10 protein-coding genes, 1 tRNA gene and 3 pseudogenes are annotated in these 21,243 nt (G+C 73.2%); 6 read left to right on the top strand and 8 right to left on the bottom strand.

The annotated features are described in order from the left end of the window. Positions 1 to 1,302, bottom strand: a complete 1,302-nt coding sequence (locus QE412_RS04490) for a M20/M25/M40 family metallo-hydrolase (RefSeq protein ID WP_307480659.1) — start codon at positions 1,300 to 1,302, stop codon at positions 1 to 3. A gap of 271 nt (positions 1,303 to 1,573) precedes the next feature. Here QE412_RS04490 and QE412_RS04495 point away from each other — a divergent pair. From QE412_RS04495 to QE412_RS04515, 5 genes are all read left to right on the top strand, one after another. Then, positions 1,574 to 1,659 (top strand) — tRNA-Leu (locus QE412_RS04495). A 218-nt stretch (positions 1,660 to 1,877) separates the two neighbouring features. Next, a complete protein-coding gene (locus tag QE412_RS04500; RefSeq protein WP_307480661.1) occupies positions 1,878 to 2,819 on the top strand; it encodes a metal ABC transporter solute-binding protein, Zn/Mn family in 942 nt (313 codons plus the stop codon). Further along, positions 2,816 to 3,607 carry a metal ABC transporter ATP-binding protein gene (locus tag QE412_RS04505; protein ID WP_307480664.1) on the top strand — a complete coding sequence of 264 codons (792 nt, stop codon included), beginning with the start codon at positions 2,816 to 2,818 and terminating at the stop codon, positions 3,605 to 3,607. The genes QE412_RS04500 and QE412_RS04505 overlap by 4 nt, the downstream gene beginning before the upstream one ends. After that, positions 3,604 to 4,473, top strand: coding sequence for a metal ABC transporter permease (locus QE412_RS04510; protein WP_307480667.1), 870 nt, complete (start codon positions 3,604 to 3,606; stop codon positions 4,471 to 4,473). Before QE412_RS04505 ends, QE412_RS04510 begins: the two co-directional genes overlap by 4 nt. Further along, positions 4,473 to 5,267, top strand: a complete 795-nt coding sequence (locus QE412_RS04515) for a metal ABC transporter permease (protein ID WP_307487020.1) — start codon at positions 4,473 to 4,475, stop codon at positions 5,265 to 5,267. Before QE412_RS04510 ends, QE412_RS04515 begins: the two co-directional genes overlap by 1 nt. A gap of 117 nt (positions 5,268 to 5,384) precedes the next feature. Here the strand turns inward: QE412_RS04515 and QE412_RS04520 are convergent, their stop codons facing one another. Continuing rightward, the gene (locus tag QE412_RS04520) at positions 5,385 to 6,464 is read right to left on the bottom strand and encodes a VIT1/CCC1 transporter family protein (RefSeq protein WP_307480669.1); all 1,080 of its coding nucleotides are present in this window, start codon (positions 6,462 to 6,464) and stop codon (positions 5,385 to 5,387) included. A gap of 150 nt (positions 6,465 to 6,614) precedes the next feature. Then, positions 6,615 to 8,556 (bottom strand): annotated as a pseudogene (locus QE412_RS04525) (DEAD/DEAH box helicase). A gap of 620 nt (positions 8,557 to 9,176) precedes the next feature. On the opposite strand from QE412_RS04525, the gene QE412_RS04530 reads away from it, so the two are divergent. Further along, positions 9,177 to 10,037, top strand: coding sequence for an SGNH/GDSL hydrolase family protein (locus tag QE412_RS04530; protein WP_307480671.1), 861 nt, complete (start codon positions 9,177 to 9,179; stop codon positions 10,035 to 10,037). Between the two features lie 194 nt (positions 10,038 to 10,231). Here the strand turns inward: QE412_RS04530 and QE412_RS04535 are convergent, their stop codons facing one another. From QE412_RS04535 to QE412_RS04550, 5 genes and pseudogenes are all read right to left on the bottom strand, one after another. After that, on the bottom strand, positions 10,232 to 10,579 hold the full coding sequence (locus QE412_RS04535) for a phosphopantetheine-binding protein (RefSeq protein WP_307480673.1): 348 nt from the start codon (positions 10,577 to 10,579) through the stop codon (positions 10,232 to 10,234). A gap of 3 nt (positions 10,580 to 10,582) precedes the next feature. Continuing rightward, positions 10,583 to 11,026 (bottom strand): annotated as a pseudogene (locus tag QE412_RS17675) (non-ribosomal peptide synthetase); the annotation flags it as partial. A gap of 16 nt (positions 11,027 to 11,042) precedes the next feature. Next, positions 11,043 to 13,298: pseudogene (locus QE412_RS04540) on the bottom strand (condensation domain-containing protein); the annotation flags it as partial. Beyond that, the gene (locus QE412_RS04545; RefSeq protein ID WP_307480677.1) at positions 13,295 to 17,863 is read right to left on the bottom strand and encodes a condensation domain-containing protein; all 4,569 of its coding nucleotides are present in this window, start codon (positions 17,861 to 17,863) and stop codon (positions 13,295 to 13,297) included. The gene QE412_RS04545 and the pseudogene QE412_RS04540, both read right to left, overlap by 4 nt. Beyond that, on the bottom strand, positions 17,856 to 21,236 hold the full coding sequence (locus QE412_RS04550) for an amino acid adenylation domain-containing protein (protein ID WP_307480679.1): 3,381 nt from the start codon (positions 21,234 to 21,236) through the stop codon (positions 17,856 to 17,858). The genes QE412_RS04545 and QE412_RS04550 overlap by 8 nt, the downstream gene beginning before the upstream one ends. Positions 21,237 to 21,243 lie beyond the last annotated feature (7 nt).

Genomic DNA, 21,243 nt, shown 5'->3' on the forward strand with positions numbered 1-21,243 from the left:
TCAGTACGTCCGGAGGAGGTCGGCGAGAACTCGTCGACCGAACTCGAGCGCGTCGACGGGGACGCGCTCGTCGACACCGTGGAACATCCCGGTGAAGTCGAGGTCGGCGGGGAGTCGCAACGGCGCGAATCCGTAACCGGAGATTCCGAGGCCCGCGAGGGCCTTGTTGTCGGTGCCGCCGCCCATCAGGTAGGGGATGACGGGGACACCCGGGTCGTGGCGATCGAGCTGCGCGACCATCGCGTCGACGAGGTCGCCCGAGAAGGGGACTTCGAGACCGATGTCCTGGTGGACGATCTCGATGTCGATGTGCGGGCCGACGATCCGGCGGATGTCGGCGAGGGCGGCCTTCTCGGTGCCCGGCAGGACGCGCACGTCGATGAGCGCCTCGGCACGATCGGGGATGACGTTGTGCTTGTACCCCGCGGTCAGACCCGTCGGGTTGGTCGTGGTGCGCAGGGTGGAGCGGATGAAGCTGGATGCCGCGCCCGTGCGCAGGGCGAGGGAATCCGGGTCGCCCGCGTCGTCGCCGGTGATCTCGGCCAGCTTCGCCAGAAGCTGCGTGGTGGTGTCGGTGAGGCGGATCGGCCACTGCGTGCGGCCCAGGGCCGCGACGGCCTCGGCCAGAGCGGTCACGGCGTTGTCGGGGTGCAGACCGCTGCCGTGGCCGGCGCGGCCGCGCGCGACGAGCTTGATCCAGACCAGACCCTTCTCGCCCACCTGCAGCAGATAGGCCCGACGGCCGCCGACGGCGATCGAGTACCCGCCCACCTCGCTGATCGCCTCGGTCGCCCCCGCGAACCACTCGGGGCGCTCCTTCACGACCCGCGCCGAGCCTTCGACACCGCCGTTCTCCTCGTCGGCGAAGAACGTCACGATGATGTCGCGCTCGGGCTGCTCGCCCGCGCGCAAGATGTCGGCGACGGCGGTGAGGATCATGGCATCCATGTCCTTCATGTCGACCGCGCCGCGGCCCCACAGAACGCCGTCGCGGATCTCGCCCGCGAACGGGTCGACGCTCCAGTCCTCGGCCACGGCCGGGACCACGTCGAGGTGACCGTGCAGGACGAGCGCCGGCTTGTCGCGGTTGCGCCCGGGAACCCGCGCGCAGACGTTGGTGCGACGCTCGACGGGCTCGTAATACTCGGCCGTGAGGCCGAGGGACTCGAGATAGGCGCCGACGTATTCGGCGGCCTCGCGCTCGCCCTCGGCGCGCCCGCCCCCGTAGTTCGACGTGTCGAAACGAATGAGGTCGGAGGCGAGGCGGGCGACCTCGGGGACGTCGTTCTCGAGCTCGGGCATGCGCACTACGGTACCCGGGGCGCCGGGCCGCCTCCGTCGCACGTCGTCGCGCGTCGCGCGGGTGACACCGCTCGAGCGTGGTCGTGGCGGGTTCCTCGACGGCGAGGGCGCGGGCGGGTCGGGCGGGTCGGCGACCCGCGCGCGACGGCCGCGGCCGGTCGGATCCGACGACGCCGAACACCGAGACGCGCCCGGGGAGCCGCGTCGGTTCGAGCGGGGCGTGCGAGCGTGGTAATGTCATTCCTCGTTGCGCAAGCGACAAACACCCAATGCGCGGGTGGCGGAATAGGTAGACGCGCTAGCTTGAGGTGCTAGTGCCCGTATTAGGGCGTGGGGGTTCAAGTCCCCCCTCGCGCACAGAACGACGAAGAAGGCCCCGGGTTGACCCCGGGGCCTTCTTCGTCGTTCTGCGGGAGCGGTGCGGTTGTTCCACGGCTCCCGGGGGCATTCCGTTGCTGGCTCCGGCACCGCGTTTCCAGCGAATCGATAGCGGGCACGTCGGGCGCGGATAGAAGGACGTCATACCGTCTTCTCGATAAGCGTTCTCAATAGGAGCGCTCGAGAAGGGACCCGATATGAACCTCGCCCGAACCTCTGCCCTCGTCGCCTCCGGTCTGGCCGTGCTGACCGTCGCGCTGGCCGGCTGCTCCGGGGGCGGCGGGACCACAGCGGAGACGAAGACCTCCGCCGCACCACCCATCCAGGTCGTCGCGGCGGAGAACGAGTACGGCGACGTCGTCGAGCAGATCGGCGGCGACCACGTCTCGGTGACCTCGATCATGAGCGATCCGAACACCGACCCTCACAGCTTCGAAGCCAGCGCGACGGTCGCCCAGCAGGTCGCGCAGGCCCAGTTGATCGTGCAGAACGGTCTCGGTTACGACGACTTCATGACCGACCTCGAGCAGGCCTCCCCCAACGACGCCCGCAAGCTCGTCGTGGCTCAGGACGTGCTCGGGTTGCCCGACTCGACCGAGAACCCGCACCTCTGGTACGACCCGAAGACCATGCCCGCCGTCGCCGCCGCCATCGCGAAGGATCTCTCGGCGCTCGATCCCGCCGACGCCTCCACGTTCTCCCAGAACCTCACAACCTTCACGGCCTCGCTGTCGAGCTGGACCGATGCCCTGTCGGCGTTCGCCAAGGCCCACCCGAGCACGCCCGTCGCGGTGACCGAGCCGGTCGCCGATGACATGCTGCAGGCGGCCGGCGTCGACGTGAAGACGCCGTGGAACCTGCAGGCCGCCATCATGAACGACACCGATCCGTCTGCGCAGGACACCGCCACCCAGGAGGCGCTGTTCACCGGCAAGCAGGTCAAAGCCTTCCTGTACAACCAGCAGGTCACCGACGACACGACCGACAAATACCTGCAGTTGGCCAAAGACAACGGCATCCCCGTCGTCGGCGTCTACGAGACGATGCCGCAGGGCTACCGCTACCAGGACTGGATGACCGCGGAGCTGAAGGCCCTCGAAGCGGCGGTGACGCAGGGCACCTCGACCGAGCACCTGTGAATCCGGGACTTCCCCACCCCGACTCCGCCGCCGTCGTCCTGATGGCGCGCGGGGTCGGGGTCCGCCTGGGCGGCGCCACCGTTCTCGACGACGTCGACCTCGACGTCCCCGCCGGGTCGATCGTCGGACTCATCGGCTCCAACGGCGCCGGCAAGACGACCCTGCTGCGGGTGCTCCTCGGCATCCTGCGCCCCCACGTCGGGTACGTGCAGCGACCCGACCGGCGGGCCGGCATCGGGTACGTGCCGCAGAAGATCAGCCTCGATCCCCACGCGCCGCTGCGCGCCCGCGATGTCGTCATGCTGGGCCTCGACGGAGCGCGCCTCGGTGTCCCGCTGCGCCGGCGCCGCCTGCGCGCGGCCGTCGACGAGGCGCTGGACGCCGTCGGGGCGACAGCCTTCGCCGACGCGCGCGTGGGCGAGCTGTCGGGCGGCCAGCAGCAACGCGTGCTTCTTGCGCACGCGATCGTCAGTCGCCCCGCGCTCCTGCTGCTCGACGAGCCGCTGGCGAGTCTGGATCCGGTGAGTGCGCGTGACGTCGTCGTACTGTTGGACGCGCTGCGCGAGCGCACGGGCGTCGCGATCGTCGTCACCGCGCACGATCTGACCCTGCTGTTGCCGGTGCTCGACCGCGTGGCCTACCTCGCGGAGGGACGGGCCGCGGTGGGCACACCGGCCGAGGTCGTCCGCGACGACGTCTTGAGCGCGCTGTACCGCAGACCGATGCGCGTGATCGAGGCGGCGGGCCGCACCTTCGTCATCGCCGACGACGACGGGCCGGCACGATGAGCGCGCTGTTAGGCGCCTTCTTCGCGAGCTCGACGGTGCAGACCGCGCTGACGGTGGGGACCGTCGTCGCGACCGTGACGGCGGTGGTCGGGGTCTTCACGATCACGCGGGGGCAGTCGTTCGCGGGGCATGCGCTCGCCGACATGGGGGCCGTCGGCGGATCAGGCGCGTTTCTGCTCGGGATCAGCCAACTGTGGGGCTTCGTGCTCGCCGGGGTCGTCTCGGCCGTCGTCATGGAGAGCATCGGCACCCGCCGACTGGCCGGGCGCGACGTCGCCACGGGGGTGGTGTTCGGCGCGGGAATGGGCCTGACCGCGCTCTTCCTCGCCCTCGACACCCTGACGGCGGGCTCCAGCAACGCCGCGGTCGCCGTGCTGTTCGGCTCACTGTTCTCGATCGACACCCGGCTCATCCCGGTCGTCGTGCTGCTCGGGACCATCACGCTGGTGATCGTCGGCGTCACATGGCGGTGGCTGACGCTCGAGACGCTCGACCGTGACCTCGCGGCCGCGCGTGGCGTGCCCGTGCGGCTGACCGGCATCCTGTTCCTCATCGCTCTGGCTCTCGCGGTGCAGCTGTCGTCGCTGTCGATCGGCGCGATCCTGTCGACCGCGCTGCTGATCGGGCCGGCAGCGACCGCGCTGCTGTGCACGCGTCGACTCGGCGTCGCGGTGGCACTGTCGATCCTGATGGGGATCGCGCAGGTGTGGGTCGGGTGCCTCGTCGCGTTCGCCAGCTTCGAGTGGTTCGGGGGCAAGAGCTGGCCGGTGAGCTTCACGATCGTGGCCGCGGTGTTCCTGACCTACGTCGCGGCTCGTGTCATCCGCGCCGCGGTGCCTTCGGTGTCGCGGACGGTGGTGGCGTGATGTTCGCGCCGTACCTGCTCACCGCGTGGGTGAGCGGCACCGTGGTGGCTGTCGTGGCGGGAGTCGTGGGGTTCTTCGTCGTGCTCAGAGGGAACACGTTCTTCGCGCACGCCGTCCCGCACGGCGCGTTCGCGGGCGCCGCAGGAGCGGTGCTGATCGGTGTCGATCCGCTGCTGGGTCTGGGAGCGTTCGCGGCGGCGGGGGCGATCGGCATCGTGCTTCTCGGGAGGCGGGCGCGTCACGACGTCGTCACCGCCCTCACCCTGGTGACGATGCTCGCGCTGGGGGCCCTGTTCCTGAGCAGATCGCGCGAGTACGCCGCCGAGGTGTTCGCGCTGCTGTTCGGGCAGATCCTCGGCGTCGCTCCCGGCCAGATCGCCACGATGCTCGTCCTCGGCGCCGGGTGCCTCGCGATCCTCGCGCTGGTGGCACGGCCCCTGCTGCTGGCATCCGTCCTTCCGTCGCTGGCCGCGGCCCGCGGGGTGCGCGTCGGCGCGATCGACCTGGTCTTCGCCCTCGTGGTTGCCGCGGCGACGACGGTGAGCGTTCCGGTCGTGGGGGCGCTGCTCATGTTCGCGCTCCTGGTCGGCCCGCCCGCCGCCGCGCAGATCCTCGCGCGCACACCGGGTCAGGGCCTCGCGCTCTCGCTCGGCCTGACGCTCGTGACCGTCTGGAGCGCGATCGCCCTCTCGGTCGGCACCGACCTGCCGATCGGGTTCTTCGCGACGGCCATCGGCGCGGTGCTGTACGCCGCTTCGCGGCTGCTCGCACGGGCGCGTCGCCGTGTGCCGTGACATCCGGATGCCGGGGCCCGGGGCGGCGTAAACGCGGTCCGCGCTCATAAACGCGGGGACGGACCGTTTATACGCGTGAATCGTGTTTATGCGTGACGGGACGCCACGTCGCACGGGTCAACCGGCCGACACCCCGAACAGCAGACCCAGCACATACGTGACCGCGGCCGCACCGAAACCGATCGCGAGCTGACGCAGACCGCGCTTGAGCGGCGAGGTACCCGACAGCAGGCCCACCATGGCACCGGTCGCCATGAGCGCCGCGCCGACGAGCGCGAGTGCGACGACGACCGCGACGACGCCGGAGAGCCCCAGGATCCACGGCAGCACCGGGATGATCGCGCCCGACGCGAAGAACAGGAAGCTCGACACCGCCGCGCCCCAGTCGCTGCCGACGACCTCGTGCGACGACTCCCCCGGCGCGACGCCCGCCGGCGCGCGCCCGGCCTGCGCGGCGGTGACGACGTCGCGGGCCTTGGCGAGGGCCTCGTCGGGGTCCATGCCGCGCGTGCGGTACACGAGCGCGAGCTCGTTGGCATCCAGGTCCAGGTGCGGCAGGGCGGAGTCGGCGAAGTCGCTCTCTTCGGTGGCGGCCAGCAGCTCGCGCTGCGAGCGCACCGAGACGAACTCGCCCGCACCCATCGACAGCGCGCCGGCGAGCAGGCCCGCGATGCCGCTGAACAGCACGAAGCCGGGGGCGACGCCGGTGGCGCCGATGCCCATCACGAGGGCGAGGTTCGACACGAGACCGTCGTTGGCGCCGAAGACGGCGGCGCGGAAAGTGCCCGACAGTCGGCGGCGCCCACGGGCGGCGAGACCGCGTACGACCTCGTGGTGGATGCGTTCGTCGGCGGCCATCGCGGGCGTGGCGTAGGGCTCGTCGGCGTAGGGCGAGCGGGCTTCGGCGTTCTGGGCGAGCGCGAGGACGAAGATCGATCCGAAGCGACGCGCCATCCAGGCCAGCAGACGGGTCCCGATGCCGGGCACGGGCAGGCGTTGCGGGGTCTCGCCGAGCAGGTCGATCCAGTGCTGCTCGTGGCGTCCCTCGGCATCCGCCAGCGCGAGCAGGATCGCCTTCTCCTCACCGGTGCGGCGAGAGGCCAACTCGCGGTACACGCGTGCTTCGGCGCGCTCGTCGACGAGATAGCGGGCCCAGCGACGGCGGTCGCGGGCGGTGGGGGTGGCGGCGGTCGGCACGGTGCTCCTTCGGGTCGTCGACAACCGTAATGAAGCGGATCGGCCCCCTCGGGCGCGTCGTCCGATACTGCCAGCATTTCGGGGCTCCGAAGCCCCAGGAAAACAGGGATGCCGCGGAGCCTTCGCCCCGTGTACGCCTGTGCCGGCGTGTTAGGAATGCACGCGCTTGCGGAGGAGATCGATGCGCGCCTGCAGCTGCGCCACGGTGGCGTGCGAGACGGCGGGGCCGCCGCAGATGCGTCGGAGCTCGGCGTGGACGAGGCCGTGCGGCTCGCCGCTTTGGCGGGCATACAGCCCGACCATCGTGTTCAGCAGCTGCCGCTGTTCCTTCAGGGTGCGGTGCAGCGGCGCGGGGAGGCCGCCCTCATCGACGCTGGGCGGTTCGACGCCGCTCTCCTTCTCGTTCGCCTCGCGCGTGGAGCGGTGTCGCGACTGCCGCGTCGCGCGCGACATGAGCACCTCGTGCACCTGCTCGGGCTCGAGAAGCCCCGGGATGCCGAGGAACTCCTCCTCCTCGATCGTCCCGGGCACGGCGAGCTGACCGAACTCCTGCCCGTCGAACATCACGCGATCGAAGTGGGCGAGCGAGCCGAGGGCCTGGTACTCGAACTCCTGCTCGAGCGCGTCGGAGGCTTTGTCCTCGCGCTCGGCGGCATCCATCATGTCTTCTTCGGCGTTCCACTGGTCTTCCGCGTCGCTGTCGCGGTCGAGGGCGTGCTCGCGCTGCGCCTCCATCTCACCCGCGAGGGCGAGCAGCTGGGGGACGTTGGGGAGGAAGACGCTCGCGGTCTCACCTCGGCGACGGGCGCGCACGAAACGTCCGATGGCCTGGGCGAAGAAGAGCGGGGTGGACGCGCTCGTGGCGTAGACGCCCACCGCGAGGCGCGGCACGTCGACGCCCTCGGACACCATGCGGACGGCGACCATCCAGCGGCTGGTGCCCTTCGAGAACTCCTCGATGCGGCTCGAGGCCTCGGCCTCGTCGGACAGCACGACGGTGACCTTCTCGCCGCCGATGTCTTCGAGGATGGCGGCGTACGCGCGCGCGGCCGTCTGGTCGGTCGCGATGACGAGACCCCCCGGCATCCGGAACCGTCTCGCGCACCTCGGTGAGGCGGCGATCGGCGGAGCGGAGGACGGCGGGGATCCAGTCGCCGTTCGGGTCGAGCGCGGTGCGCCAGGCCTGCGCGGTGATGTCCTTGGTGTTGTCCTGCCCGAGCTGGGCCTCCATCTCCTCCCCCGCCTTGGTGCGCCAGCGCATCTGACCGGCGTACACGAGGAAGAACACGGGGCGGACGACGCCGTCCTCGAGGGCGCGCTTGTAGCCGTAGGCGTAGTCGGTCCGCGAGAGCCGGATCCCCTTGGCGTTCGGGTGGTACTCCACGAACGGGATGGGCGCGGTGTCGCTGCGGAACGGCGTCCCCGACAGCAGAAGTCGGCGGGTCGCGCGGCTGTACGCCTCGCGCAGGGCGTCGCCCCAGCTGAGGGCGTCGCCACCGTGGTGCACCTCGTCGAGGATGACCAGGGTCCTGGCATCCATCGTCAGGCGCTGGTGCACCTCGGCCTTGACCGCGACCTGGGCGTAGGTCACCGCGACGCCGTGGTACTGCCGCGAGGGCGTGGCGTGACGATTGGAGAAGAACGGATCGAGACGGATGCCGACGCGCGCGGCCGCCTCGGCCCACTGGGTCTTGAGGTGCTCGGTGGGGGCGACCACGACGATGCGGTCGACGACTCCGCGACGCATGAGCTCGGACGCGAGGCGGAGGGCGAACGTCGTCTTACCGGCGCCGGGGGTCGCGGCGGCGAGGAAGTCGCGGGGACCCTTGCCCTCGCCGTCGGGTCCGTCGAGGCCGAAGTAGAGGTCGAGCGCCTCGGCCTGCCACGCGCGCAGGCGCTGGGCGGTACCCCAGGGCGCGCGCTGCGGGAACGAGGGCGAGAGGTGCTCGGCGGCGAAGGAGCCGAAGTGGGGCTCGGTGCCGTCGGCGGGCGCGGCGTCGGAGACGTCGGTGAGGGCACCGTCGACGGAGGCGGCAGCGGGCGCGGGGTCTGCGGGCGCCGCGTCGAACGGGCGCGGCGCGTCGCCGGGAATGGGGTGGTCGGCGACCGGGGCGGAGGCGTGGCTCGGGTCGACGGGGGTGAGAGCGGGGGCTGGTGCCACGGCGGATGCCGCCGGGGCGGACGGGGCAGATGCCGCCGGGGCGGACAGGGCAGGGCGGGGCGCGGGGCCGGGGCTCGCGACCGGCCCCGGGGATGCCACAGGGCCGGGACTCGCCACACGGCCGGGGCTCGCGACCGGCCCCGAGGATGCCACGGGGCCGGGGCTGGCGACGCGCGGTGGGGGCACGGCATCCGGGACGCCGGGGGTGTGCGGGAGGTTCGGGGTGCGGGCCTCTTCTTCCAGCATCGAACCTCCTTCCCGTGCGTGCGCGAACATCCACGATAGGCGAACCGGATCGGTCGTGGCGTCGGGCTGTGAGTCGTTCCGCCGCCTCACCGGCGATAAACGCGATCCGCACACATAAACGCGGGGAGAACGCGTTTCTGCGCGTGGATCGCGTTTATGCGTGCGCCACCCACGGGCGCGTCGGGGCGCAGCGCGTCGGGGTGTGTCTGCTCGGCGGAACGGCGCCGACGAGCGGTGGGGCGGAACGCGCCCGCCCTCTGGGGCGATGTCGGAAGCCGGGGATAGCCTGGGGGTCGGAGGTTTCGATGACACTCGATCCGCACTCGCCCCGCACCTCGCCCTCGCCCGACAACCACGGCCCTCACCCCTGGCGCCGGTACGTCGCTCTCGGCGACTCCTTCACGGAAGGGATCGGCGACCCCCTGCCCGACGGCGGCCACCGCGGGTGGGCCGACCGCGTCGCGGAGGTGCTCGCCGGGCAGGTCGACGACTTCGCCTACGCCAACCTCGCCGTACGGGGCAAGCTCATCGGGCAGATCGTCGCCGATCAGCTCGAACCGGCGCTCGCACTCAGCCCCGATCTCGTCACGTTCTCGGCCGGCGGGAACGACATCATCCGTCCGGGCAGCGATCCCGATGCCGTGGCCCAGCAGTTCGAGGATGCCGTCATCCGCCTGCGCCGCGACAACGCCACCGTCGTCGTGTTCACGGGCATCGACACCGAGTTCACGCCGGTGTTCCGCGGCATCCGCGGCAAGGTCGCGATCTACAACGAAAACATCCGCGCGATCGCCGACGCCCATGACTGCGTCGTCGCCGACCAGTGGGGCCTGAAAGAGGTGCAGGACATGCGCTTCTTCGACGACGACCGCCTGCACTACAACTCCCTCGGCCATCACGAGGTCGCGCGCATGGTGCTGCGGGCGCTGAACGTCCCGAACGACCTACAGCCGATGCAGCCCGAGGCCCTGACCGCGACCACGTGGCGCGCCGCGCGCGAGAAAGACCTCGTGTGGGCGCGGTCATACCTCGTGCCGTGGGTACTGCGGCGTCTGCGACACCAGTCGTCGGGCGATCACGTGCAGGCCAAGCGTCCCGAACCGCTGCCGGTCATCACGCTCGCGCCGGAGAAGGATGCCGGGGCCCCGCCGGAGACACACGTCTGACGCGCGGCCACCCGGCGCCGTCTCGCGCGGCTCACGCCCACGGCTCGACCCACGGCCATCCGTCCCGCACGGCGGGATGTCACCCGCCCGACCCCGCAAACCACACGGCACGCGAAACACACACGGCACGCGAGCACACCCGCACACGAACACACCCGCGCATGAACCGCACCCCACGCGGACCCCGCACCCGGTCACGCGAACGTGCTGACACCGTTCACTGCGGCGGCGACCCCCGCGAGCGTGCGGTGACTCAGCACGTCGGCGATCGTCGCCGAGACTCCCCGCGCGGCGAGGGCGTGGGTGAACGAGACGAGGTCGATGCTGTCCATCCCGGCGTCGAGCAGGTCGTCGTCGCGGCCCACCGAGTGGCCGAGCACGGCTTCGGCGGCCTCCGCGAAGGCGTCCTCGACGGCGGAACCCGGCGCGTCAGCGGGAGCCGGCGCTGCGTCGGGTTCCAGAGCCTGCAGGGCGCGCGCGTCGAGCTTGCCGTTCGCCGTCAGGGGCAGCGCCTCGACCACAACCGCGTCGGCGGGCACCATGTACCCCGGCAGCACCGCGGCGAGCTGCGTGCGGAAGCGAGCGGCATCCGCGAACCGGGGGAACGGGCCCGCCTCGTCGGTGACGAGGAAGGCGCGCAGCACGGTCCCCCGGGCGCGTGACCGGGGCAGCACGGCGGCGTCTCGCACCCCGTCGAGACCACGAACGGCGGTCGTGACCTCGCCGAGCTCGATGCGGTGCCCGCGGATCTTGACCTGGTCGTCGGAGCGGCCGAGGTACGCCAACCGCCCGTCGGGGCGCAGCCGGACGAGGTCGGCGGTGCGGTACATGCGTCCGCCGCACTGGAAGGGGTCGGCGACGAAGCGCTCGGCGGTGAGGGCCGGGCGCGCGGCGTACCCGCGTGCGAGCTGCGGGCCCGCGAGGTACAGCTCGCCCACGGCGCCCACGGGCGTCGGCCGTAGCCGCCGGTCGAGCACGTACGCGCGCATCCCGGCGACAGGGCTGCCCCAGCACGACCTCGTCGGTCTCGCTCATCACGGCCGACACGGCGTCGACCGTCGTCTCGGTGGGACCGTAGAAGTTCATCGCGCGCACCGGCGACCGCCCGAGCGCACGCCACGCGTCGCCCCCGACCGCCTCTCCTCCGAGACCCAGCACACGCAAGCGCTCGTGCACGGGACTGTCGGCGGGCAGGCAGGCGTGCAGCGTGGGCGAGAGCTCGATCATGGTGATACCGCGCCCCAGAATCTCGGCTTCGAGGCGAGCCGGATCGCGCAAGGTGTCGGCATCGAGGAGTTCGACGCGGTGCCCCGAGAACAGCGCCAGCAGCGGCTGCCACGACGCGTCGAAGCCGAACGACCACGCGTGCCCGACGGTCAGCGTCCCCGGCGCGGCGCCGGCGTAGGCCCGCTCGGCGTGATCGGCGTGAAGGGCCACGATGCCGCGGTGCGTCGCGACGACACCCTTGGGCTCTCCCGTCGAGCCGGAGGTGAAGATCATGTACAGCGCGTCGTCGGGGTGCACCTCGACGACGGGCAGGGCGGCATCCACGGGCTCGACGGCGGGGAGGTCGCGCCACGGCGAGACGCCGACGACCGCGCGGGGGTCGGCGAGGCGTCGGATGGCGTCGAGTCGTGTGTCGGGCAGCGCCGGGTCGAGGTACACCGCGCACGCGCCCGCCCGAGCGATGCCGAACAGCGCCTCGACGACCTCGAGCGATCGCGGTAGGGAGATGCCGACCACGTCTCCCACGCCGATTCCCGCGGCGGCGAGGCCGGCGGCGAGACGGGTGGTGCGATCGTCGAGCTCGCGGTAGGTCCAGGAGCGGGCGCCGTCGGCGAGGGCGACGGCGTCGGGGAGGGATGCCACGGCCCCGGCGAACAGCTCGGGAACGGTGCGACGGTCGTCCGGCGCGGTGACGGACACACGCCCGCCGAGAGGGGTGTCATCCACGGGATCGGACGCGCGAACATCGCCCGCCAGCCGCGCCCACGCCGCGCGGTCCACCGCGCGTTCGGCCCGGATGCCGTTCACCGGCGCGGCGGGAGCGTCGACGATCTCGTCCAGCGCCGCCCGCCACATATCGGCGAGCTCTCCCGCGGTGAAGCCGACGAGTTGGGCGGCGCGCACCTCGACGTCGACCACGAGGCGTCCGTCGATGACCGCGGGGGCGACGACGAGCGGATAGTGGGTGAGGCTGTGCGCTTCGGCGCGGCGGACGGCGGCATCCGGAGCGAACCCTGTGCCGTCATGACGCGAGACGGGTGCGTTCTGGAACACCAGAAGGGTATCGAACAGCGATCCGACGCCGGCGGTGCGGGCGATCGCGCGCAAGCCGGGGTGCGCATGCGCGACGTCGACGGCGAAGTCGGCCTGCAGCCGGTCGAGCGCGCTCGCCACGGGAGCATCGTCGAGCGCCACCCGCACCGGCACGGTCGTGATGAACAGACCCACCATGTTCTCGCTCCCGACGAGCTCGGGGTCACGGCCCGACACGGTCGTGCCGAAGACGACGTCGTCGCGGTCGGTCAGCCGCGACAGCATCACCGCCGTGGCGAGCTGCGTGAGCGTGTTGAGGGTCACATTCTGGGCGCGGGCGAACGCCAGCAGGCGATCGGTGTCGGATGCCGACCACGTGCGCTGCTCGGTCGTGGCGGCACCGAAGCGGCCGTCGCCGGGCTCGGTCGCTCGATCGGCGAGTTGCAGCGGAGTCACATCGCCCACGCGCGCGCGCCAGTGCGCGAGCGCCGCGGTCTCGTCCTTCTGCTGCACGTGGAGCACCTGGTCGCGGAAAGGCCGCACGGCGGGCAGCGGGGCACCGGCGTAGGCGCGCTGGATCTCGTCGACGACGATGCCGAACGACCAGCCGTCGAGCGCGATGTGGTGACCGGTGAGCACGATCTCATCACCCGCGTCGGCGTGGACGAGGCTCACGCGCAGCAGGGGTCCGGTGCGCACGTCGAATCCGCGCCGGCGCTCCTCGGCGGCGATCGTCGACCCCTCGCCCGAGCGCTCCTCGACGGGGATCGTCCCTGCCGCGGGGATGACGTGGACGGGGTGCGGCAGGCCCTCGTCGACGAAACGCCCGAGGACGACCGGGTGCCGCATCGCGACCGTGTCGACGGCGGAGCGCAGGCGGGCGGCATCCACCCTCCCGTCGAGTTCGAGACGCACCTGGATGACGTAGGCGTCGTCGGTCTCGGCGGCGAGGGCCAGCATGCCGCGCTGCAGAGGAGTGGCTTGCAGGACGTCGAGGATCATCGAACATCTCCGATCAGGGCGGCAAGGAGTTCGGCGCTCAGTCCCGAGGCCGACAGCGGGGCGCTCTCGGGCGCCGGGGAGGGTGTCACCGTGGGCTCCAGTGCGCCCGCGAGATCGACGAGCACGGGGTGCGCGAACACCTGGCGGGGGGCGGCGGCGAGACCGCGCTCCCGGAGGCGCGCGACGAAGGCGATCGACGAGATGCTGTCGCCGCCGAGGGCGAAGAACGACGCCTCGGGCGCGGGATCCGGGATGCCGAGCACCTCGGCCGCACACGCGAGGACGACCTGCAGGGCGTCGGGAGACCCGGGACTCGTCCCCACGGAGGCGGTGCGTTCGCGGGGCGGCTCGTCGCGGTCCGGAACCGCCGCGCGTGCCTGGCCACGAGGGATCGGCAGGCCCTCCAGCGTTCCGGTTCCGTCGTCGTCGGCCAGCGCGCCGATCACGGCCAGCAGCCGCTCGGTGAGGCGGGCGACGGTGCGCGGGGAGAACAGCGCCGTGCGGAAGGCGACACCGCCGCGAAGGCCCTCGGCGTCGTCGATGAACTCGAAGGACAGCTCGAACTTGGCGTGCGTGCGCTCGGGTTCGGCGATCTCGTAGGCGATCTCGCCGCCGGGGTGCGGGAGGGTGCCGCGCAACTCTCCCCCGCTGTGCAGCTGCACCATGGTCGTCGCGAGCGGACTCAGGCCGCTCGAGCGGTCGGGGCCGACGGCGAGCACGACCTGTTCGAACGGCACCGCCTCGTGCTCGAGGGCTTCGACGAGCGTCTCGCGCACCGAGACCACGAGCGCGTCGAGCCGTGAGTCGGCGGGAACACGATGCCGCAGCACGACCGTGTTCGCGAGCATGCCGACGACCTCGGTCGTGCGCTCGTCGCGCCCCGCCACGGGGACGGCGACGAGCACCTCGTCGCTCCCGCCGAGCCGCGCGAGGGTTGCGACGACCGCGGCCTCGAGCACCGCGAACAGGCTCGAGCGGGTGCGACGGGCGACGGCGCGAAGCCCCGCGGCGGTCCCGGCGGCGATCGTGAACGCGTGCCACCCTCCATCGGCGGGCGCGAGGGGGTCCGGCGCATGATCGGGGGCGACGGGAAGCCCCGCGGGCGCGTCGGCGAGTCGCTCACGCCAGTAGGTCAGCGAGGCGTCCGCCGCGGGGCGCTCGATTGCCAGGTCGAGGGGCGACGGCGCGGGGGTCGTCCACTCCGGCGCGTGGCCCTGGGCTCGGGCCGCGTAGGCGGCGGCGAAGTCGCGGAGCAGGATGCCGGTCGACCACTCGTCCGCGACGAGGTGGTGCAGCAACAGCCCCAGCGAGCGGCCGCCGTCGGTGAGCACCGCCCGCACGCCGAGCTCGCGGTCCAGGTCGAAGCCGCGGCGGAGGTCGTCGGCATCCGTCGACCACCAGTCGAGGTCGTCGAGCCGTTGCGTCGACACCGCGCGCTGCCGGGGGTCACCGTCGACGACGTCGACGAGCACGCGCAGACCCTCGTGTCGCAGGAGCACGTCGCGCACGGCGGCGCGCAGGGCGTCGGCGTCCGGGGCGGCGGTGAAACGCAGCACGTACGGGATGGCGTAGCCGAGGCCGCCGTCGTCGAAACGGTCGAGGAACCAGATGCCGCGCTGCTGCGGGAGCAGGGGAACCGCGTCGGGAAGCGCGAAGCCGGCGGAGCTTCGCGCGTCGGGCGGCGCGGGCAGGTCCGATCCCGCGGCCCCACGACCCCCGGCCACCGCGCCGAGCGCCCGCGCCGTGGGGTGGGCGAAGAAGTCGCCGATCCGTAGCCCCTCGACGCCGCGCGCGCGGAGCGTCGCGATGACGCGCGTAGCGAGCAGGGAGTGCCCGCCGGCGTCGAAGAAGTCGTCGTCGGGACCGAGGTCGGGAGCTTCCAGGGCATGACGGAACGCCGCGAGCACGGCATCCGCCCGCTCGGTGAGCGCGACGTCGTCGGGAACCGTCGCGGGGCGCACCGACTCCGCGACCTCGACGGCCGCCGCCGCGACGGACGCCGGACGCAGCAGCAAGGCGTCGCGCAGCAGACGCACGGCGGGCTCGTCGGCCTCGGCGTCCGCGAGGGCCTCGACGGCCGCGCGCAGGGCGTCGAGCAGCGCACGCGCCGCGGTCTCGGACACGTCGGCCGACCACGTCACCTCCAGCGCGGGCGTCGCACCCTCGCGGACGGCGATCGTGATCCCCGGCTCGGTCGCCAGCGGGGGCAGCTCGATCTCGCGGGCCCCGGCGTCGCCGAGGAGGGCGGAGCCGAGCACGTCCCCGACCCCGACGAGCAGGAACCCGGGGCGCTCGCGCAGCGCGGGCTGCGTGCGGCGGATCAGCTCGATGGGCACGACGCCCCCGGCGGTCGCGGCCCGCACGGCCTCGACGGTCCGGGCGGTGAGGGACGCCACCGTGTCGTCGTCGCGCACCCCGAGGCGCAGGGGCACGAGGTTGCCCCGCGCGCCCACGGCGAGAGCACCCATGCCCTCGACGTCGAGCACGGGCAGGTCGATGACCCCGTCGGCGCGACCGGTCGCGGCCGTCAGCACCGCGGCGACGGCGACCGCAACGGTGTGCAGGCCGCCGGCGCCGGTGCGGGCGCTCGCCACCGCGATGCGCGGGAGTTCGGCGCGGAGGCGACGGATGCCGTGCGCCTCGGCCCCGACCGGCTGTGGCTCCGCGGCCGAACGCTGCCAGGCCGCGGGAAGCGTCAGCGGCGTCGCCCCGTCGAGCGTCGCGCGCCAGCGCTCGAGCACGGGCGCACTGCCCGTCCCGCGCAGCCAGCGCACCTTCTCGGCGGCGAACCTCCGGTACGCGCCCCGGTCGATCGCGGGCGCGTCGCCGTCGTAGTGCGCGCTCACCCGGGTGAAGAACGGATGCCAGGAGGCGTCGTCGAGGGCGATGTGATGCCCGATGATGCCGAGCACGAGGGAGCCGTCGCGCGTGTCGATGAGCGAGACCCGCAGCGGCGCCTCGGTCGCGAGGTCGAAGGCGACGCGCGCGCGGTCCAGCATGTGCGTACGCACCTCGTCGGGATCGAGGGCGAACCGCTCGACGGCGATCGCGTCGGGGGTGAGCTCGCGGGGCCGGACGCCACCCTCCACGGCATCCCACACCGTGCGAAGAGACGGGAAGTCCTCGATCGTGCGGCGCAGTGCCGCAGCGAGCCGGTCGGCGTCGACGTCCCCGTCGAAGCGCACGGCGAGGGCGACCGCGGCCGTCGCGGCGTGCGGGTCGATCTCGTGCAGCAGCCACATGCGCTCCTCGGACGGCGAGGCGACCACCTCGTCGACCGGCGCGGGGGCGGCCGCGGGAGCAGCGATCCCGCGCGCCTTGAGCAGCGCGTCCATGCGGGCACGCTTCGCGCCGCTCAGCAGCGACGACGCGCGCGCGGCGGGCCGAGGACGCCCGACCGCGTCGAGGCGCCGGGTCGCGGCATCCAGGATGTCGTCCACCGTCTCGAGCGCGAGGGCGTCGACGGCCACGTCGGCCGTCAGGACCAGGGCGCCGTCGCTCTCTGCGAGGCGGATGTCGAGCGCGACCTGGGGCGTCGCGGTCCAGGCGGCGACCGGGGCGGGGGTCTCGGGCCAGGTGAGGCCGTTCGTCACGACGACCGGGCAGGCCACGGCCGTGCGATCGCGGCGCGCGAGGGCGGTGGCGACCGAGGGACCGTCGGGTCCGTCGAGGCGGGCGAACAGCTCCGCCTGCAGCACGCGGGCGCTCGCGACGGCGTCGGCCGGGTCGGCCCCGGCGCCCACGACGACGAATCCGGCGAACGGGCCCACCGGTGTCTCGCCGCTCCCGCCCGCCGTCGGCACCGACAGGCGCACCGGGCCGCCGGAACGCGCAGCGAGCTCATCGCCGATCGCGCCCGCGACGACAGAGTGTGCCGACAGGCCCGCCGCTCCCCCGGCGAGCACCGCGCGCCGCCAGATCGCGGCGTCGACGACGCGCGACAGGCGCTCGGTGCGGATCGGTCCCAGACCGTCGAGCGCCGCGAGCCAGGGCAGGCGGGGAGCGGCGGGCAGGTCGTCGGCCGCGCGCTGTGCCCGGTCGGCGTCGACCGCCACGGGCACCGCGCGGAGGGCATCGAGCAGCCCGGTCGGGGCCGGCGGCAGCTCGAGCGTCGGGTCGGCCAGCAGCCTCGCCGCCTCGGTGATCACGCGGGCGAGCCCCTGCCCGTCGAGCGCGAGGGCGTCGGAGCACAGCACCACCGCATCAGAGTCGTCGCGGCGGACGTGCACGACCTCGACCAGCGCGTCCAGCGGCCGGGGCGTGGTGCGCAGTCCCGCCAGCAGGTCGGTGAAGGCGGCACGGCCCCGGCCGCGGAGGTCCACGGTGCGCAAGACGTCGGCCGCATCGGCGACGCTCTGCGTCTCACCGTCGATCCGTAGCCGCAACGCCTCGTGGCGTCGGACGAGGGATGCCACGACCTCGCGCACGCGATCGGCGTCGACGTCGCCCTCCCAGACGCGGACGTCGAGCATCCCGGTGCCCCCGAGGGGCGCGGCGCCGTCGCGCGCGGCGAGGTACGCCCGCTGCAGCGGGGTGAGGGGCGCGGTGCTCTCGCGCTCAGACATCGGCGCCCTCCGTCACGAGCTCGACGAGCAGTTCGGCGATCACGTGCACGTCGTCGCCGCCGCGGTCGGCGAGCACGGCCGCGATGCGGCGGGGCGTGCGCGCCTCGAACAGCTCGGCGACGGTGAGATCGGTCACCCGCAGTTCGTCGCGCAGAGCAGCGACGCACGCGACGGCCTGCACCGAGTCGCCGCCGATGCGGAAGAAGTCGTCGTCGGCCGAAAGACCCCCGGCCCCGACCACGTCGGCCATGACGAGGGCCACGGCCCGCTCGAGCGCCGTCTCATCGGCGGCGGCTGTCGTGGGCATCGCGGTCCGCGATGCGGCCTCGGCCAGCGCGGCGCGGTCGATCTTGCCGTTGACGGTGAGGGGCAGGCGATCCACGAGCACGATGACCTCGGGAATCATGTACGCGGGCAGGCGCTCCGCGAAGGCCGCGCGGACGGTCCGCTCGTCGATCGCCGCACCGGCGCGGCGCGCCACGGTCACGGCGAGCACGCCCGACCGCACGGGCAACAGCGCCGCGATCGCCCGGTCGACGCCCGGCACGCCGTCGAGCGCGCGCTCGACCTCGCCCAGCTCGATGCGGTATCCGCGCAGCTGGATCTGGTGGTCGCGGCGCCCGTGGAACTCGATCACCCCGTCGGGGCGGTAGCTCGCGAGGTCGCCCGTGCGGTACCACCGCACACCGTCGTGGGCGACGAACCGGTCACTCGTGCGCTCGGGGTCGCCCCGGTAGCCCTGCGCGACGCCCGCTCCCCCGATCCACAGCTCGCCGACGACGTGGTCGGGGCAGTCCTCCCCGCGCTCGTTGACGACGCGGCAACGGACGCCGGCCATCGGCACGCCGTAGGGGACGACGGCCTCGGGGTGATCGGCATCCGGTTCGTGGACGGTCGAGTGGATCGCCGTCTCGGTCGTGCCACCGAGTCCCGCGAAGCGCACGCCGGGCACACGCGCGAGGAAGGCCGCGGCTGTCGAGCCGGGCACCCAGTCGCCCCCGGTGATCACGGTGCGAACGCTCGCGAGCTGATCATCGGATGCCGCGTCCAGCAGCATCCGCAGCAGGGCGGGCGCCGCGTTGACCACGGTGACGCCGTGGCGCTCGATCAGCTCGGCCCAGGCGAAGGCGTCGCCCGTGTCGGCGGCCTCGGGCATGACGACCGAGCCGTCGAGGGCGAGCGGGGCGAACAGGTCGTACACCGACAGGTCGAACTGCAGCGACGACAGGGCGATCGTGCGCTCGTCACCGGTGAGGCCGAAATGCGCGGCGATCGCGTCGATCGTCGCCGCCGCCGCGGAGTGCGGCACCTCGACGCCCTTCGGCTCGCCCGTCGAGCCCGAGGTGAACAGCACGTAGGCGATCGCCGACGGCTCGACCGGTACCGGGGCGTCGAGGGGAACGGCATCCCCCGCCACCGCGAGCACCGGCACGTCGACGCCCTCGGCCGCGCCCACGAGCGCCCGGGCGCCGGAGCGGGCGAGGATGCGGTCGCGGCGGGCGGCGGGATCGTCGACGTTGATCGGCACGTAGGCCGCTCCCGCCGCGAGCACGCCGAGCACCGCGATCGCCTGGTCGACGCCCTTGGGAAGCCGCACCGCGACCGTGTCGCCCACGCCGATGCCGATCGCGGCGAGTCGTGCCGCGAGGGTCAGCGCCCGCTCGGCGAGCTCGCCGGCGGAGGTGAGGGTGCCGCGCGCCGAGCGGACGGCGACGCCGTCGGGGTGCGAGCGGGCGCGGGCGAAGAACGCGTCGTGCAGGGTGCGGGCGGCGGGTGCGGGCACGTCGTGCGCGGTGCGCCGCTCGAGCTGTCCGACCGGGAGGGGCACGGCACCCTCGCCTCGGTCGGTCACGGCGTCGATGAGGTCGATGAACGCGCGGAACATGTCGTCGATCACGCCGGGCGGGAAGGCGTCGCGCCGCACGTCCCAGTTGACGAGCATGCCCTCGGCGACGTCGACGACCTGCGCGTCGAGCTCGACCTGCGGGCCCTGCGAGATGATCCACGACGGCGTGCCGAACGCTCCGAGGACCCGCTCCGAGAACAGGCGGCCGAGGTTCAGGCCCGAGGTGAAGACGATGGGCGCGAGCACGGGCTCGCCGGCCGCGCGGCCGAGGTCGCGGAGCACGTCGAGCCCGCCGTACGCGGCGTGGTCGACGGCCGCGTGCAGCTGGCTCTGCAGTCGCCGGGCGCGCTCGGCGAACGACTCCGCAGCGGTGTGGTCGACGGCGAGGAGCACCGAGGTGGTGAAGTCGCCGACGAGGTCGTCGACGTCGGGCACGACGGGCGCGCGCGTGAAGAGCGGCACGTTCAGGAGGAACCGCTGCTCGGTCGACCAGCGCGCCACGACCTCGGCGAAGGCGGTGGCGAGCACGACCGAGGGCGTCACCCCGAGGCTCCGGGCGCGCGCGGCGAGGGCGTCGGCGCGCGCGTGGTCGAGGGTCTCGGCGAGGCGCACGCTGGCGTGCGGGTCGGGTCGGTCGCCCTCCGCCCGCGCGGGCAGCGCCGGGGCGCCGGGGAACGCGGGCACCCGCTCGGCCCACCACGCCCGGTCGCGCTCGCGGGTCGCGGGGTCGGCCTCGACGGCGAGGTACTCGCGGTAACCGGGGTGCGCGGGGGCACCGAGCGCCGCGTCTTCGTCGTACGCGCGGGCGAGGTCTTCGAGCACGCGGCGGTAGCTCTGCGCATCGGCGGCGAGCATGTCGACGTCGACGTGCAGGCGCGTGCGGCCGCCGGGCAGCAGCGTGAGGGCCACCTGCACGACCTGTCCGTCGCCGACGTCGAGCATCTGGTGCGAGCGCTCGTCGCGCAGACGCTCCAGCTCGCGCGCGGCCGCGGCGTCGTCGAGGTGGCTGAGGTCGTCGAGCCGGAACGGCGCAGAGACCGCCGCCGCGGGCACGATCCACTGCATCGCGTCATCGGTGAAGGCCGCGCGCAGCATCGGGTGACGCGTCACGAGCGCGGTCACCGCGCGCGAGAGACGGTCGGGGTCGATGCCGTGACCGTCGAACTCGACGTACAGGTGCGCGGCGACCCCGCCCAGGCGGTGCTGCGTCTGCCGACCGCTCCAGTACGCGTGCTGCATGGGGGCGAGCGCGAAGCGGGGATCGTCGTGCACGGCGGAGCGCGCGACCTCTCGCGCGACGGGCGCCTCGGCCCCGGCGAGCAGGCTCTCCCATGCCGCGACCGTGGGGTCGGCGGCCAGTGCCCCGAAGCCCACCTCGGCCCCCTCGGCGCGCCACCGCTCGGCGAGGCGAATGATGGCGAGCGAGTGCAGCCCGTGCATGAGCAGGTCGTCGGCGGGCTCGATCTCGTGCGCGGCGATGCCCAACTGGTCGGCGATCTCGGCGGTGATGCGGGTGCGGTCGAACACGGTTCTC

This window comes from Microbacterium trichothecenolyticum (genome assembly GCF_030818955.1).
Lineage (GTDB): Bacteria > Actinomycetota > Actinomycetes > Actinomycetales > Microbacteriaceae > Microbacterium > Microbacterium trichothecenolyticum_B.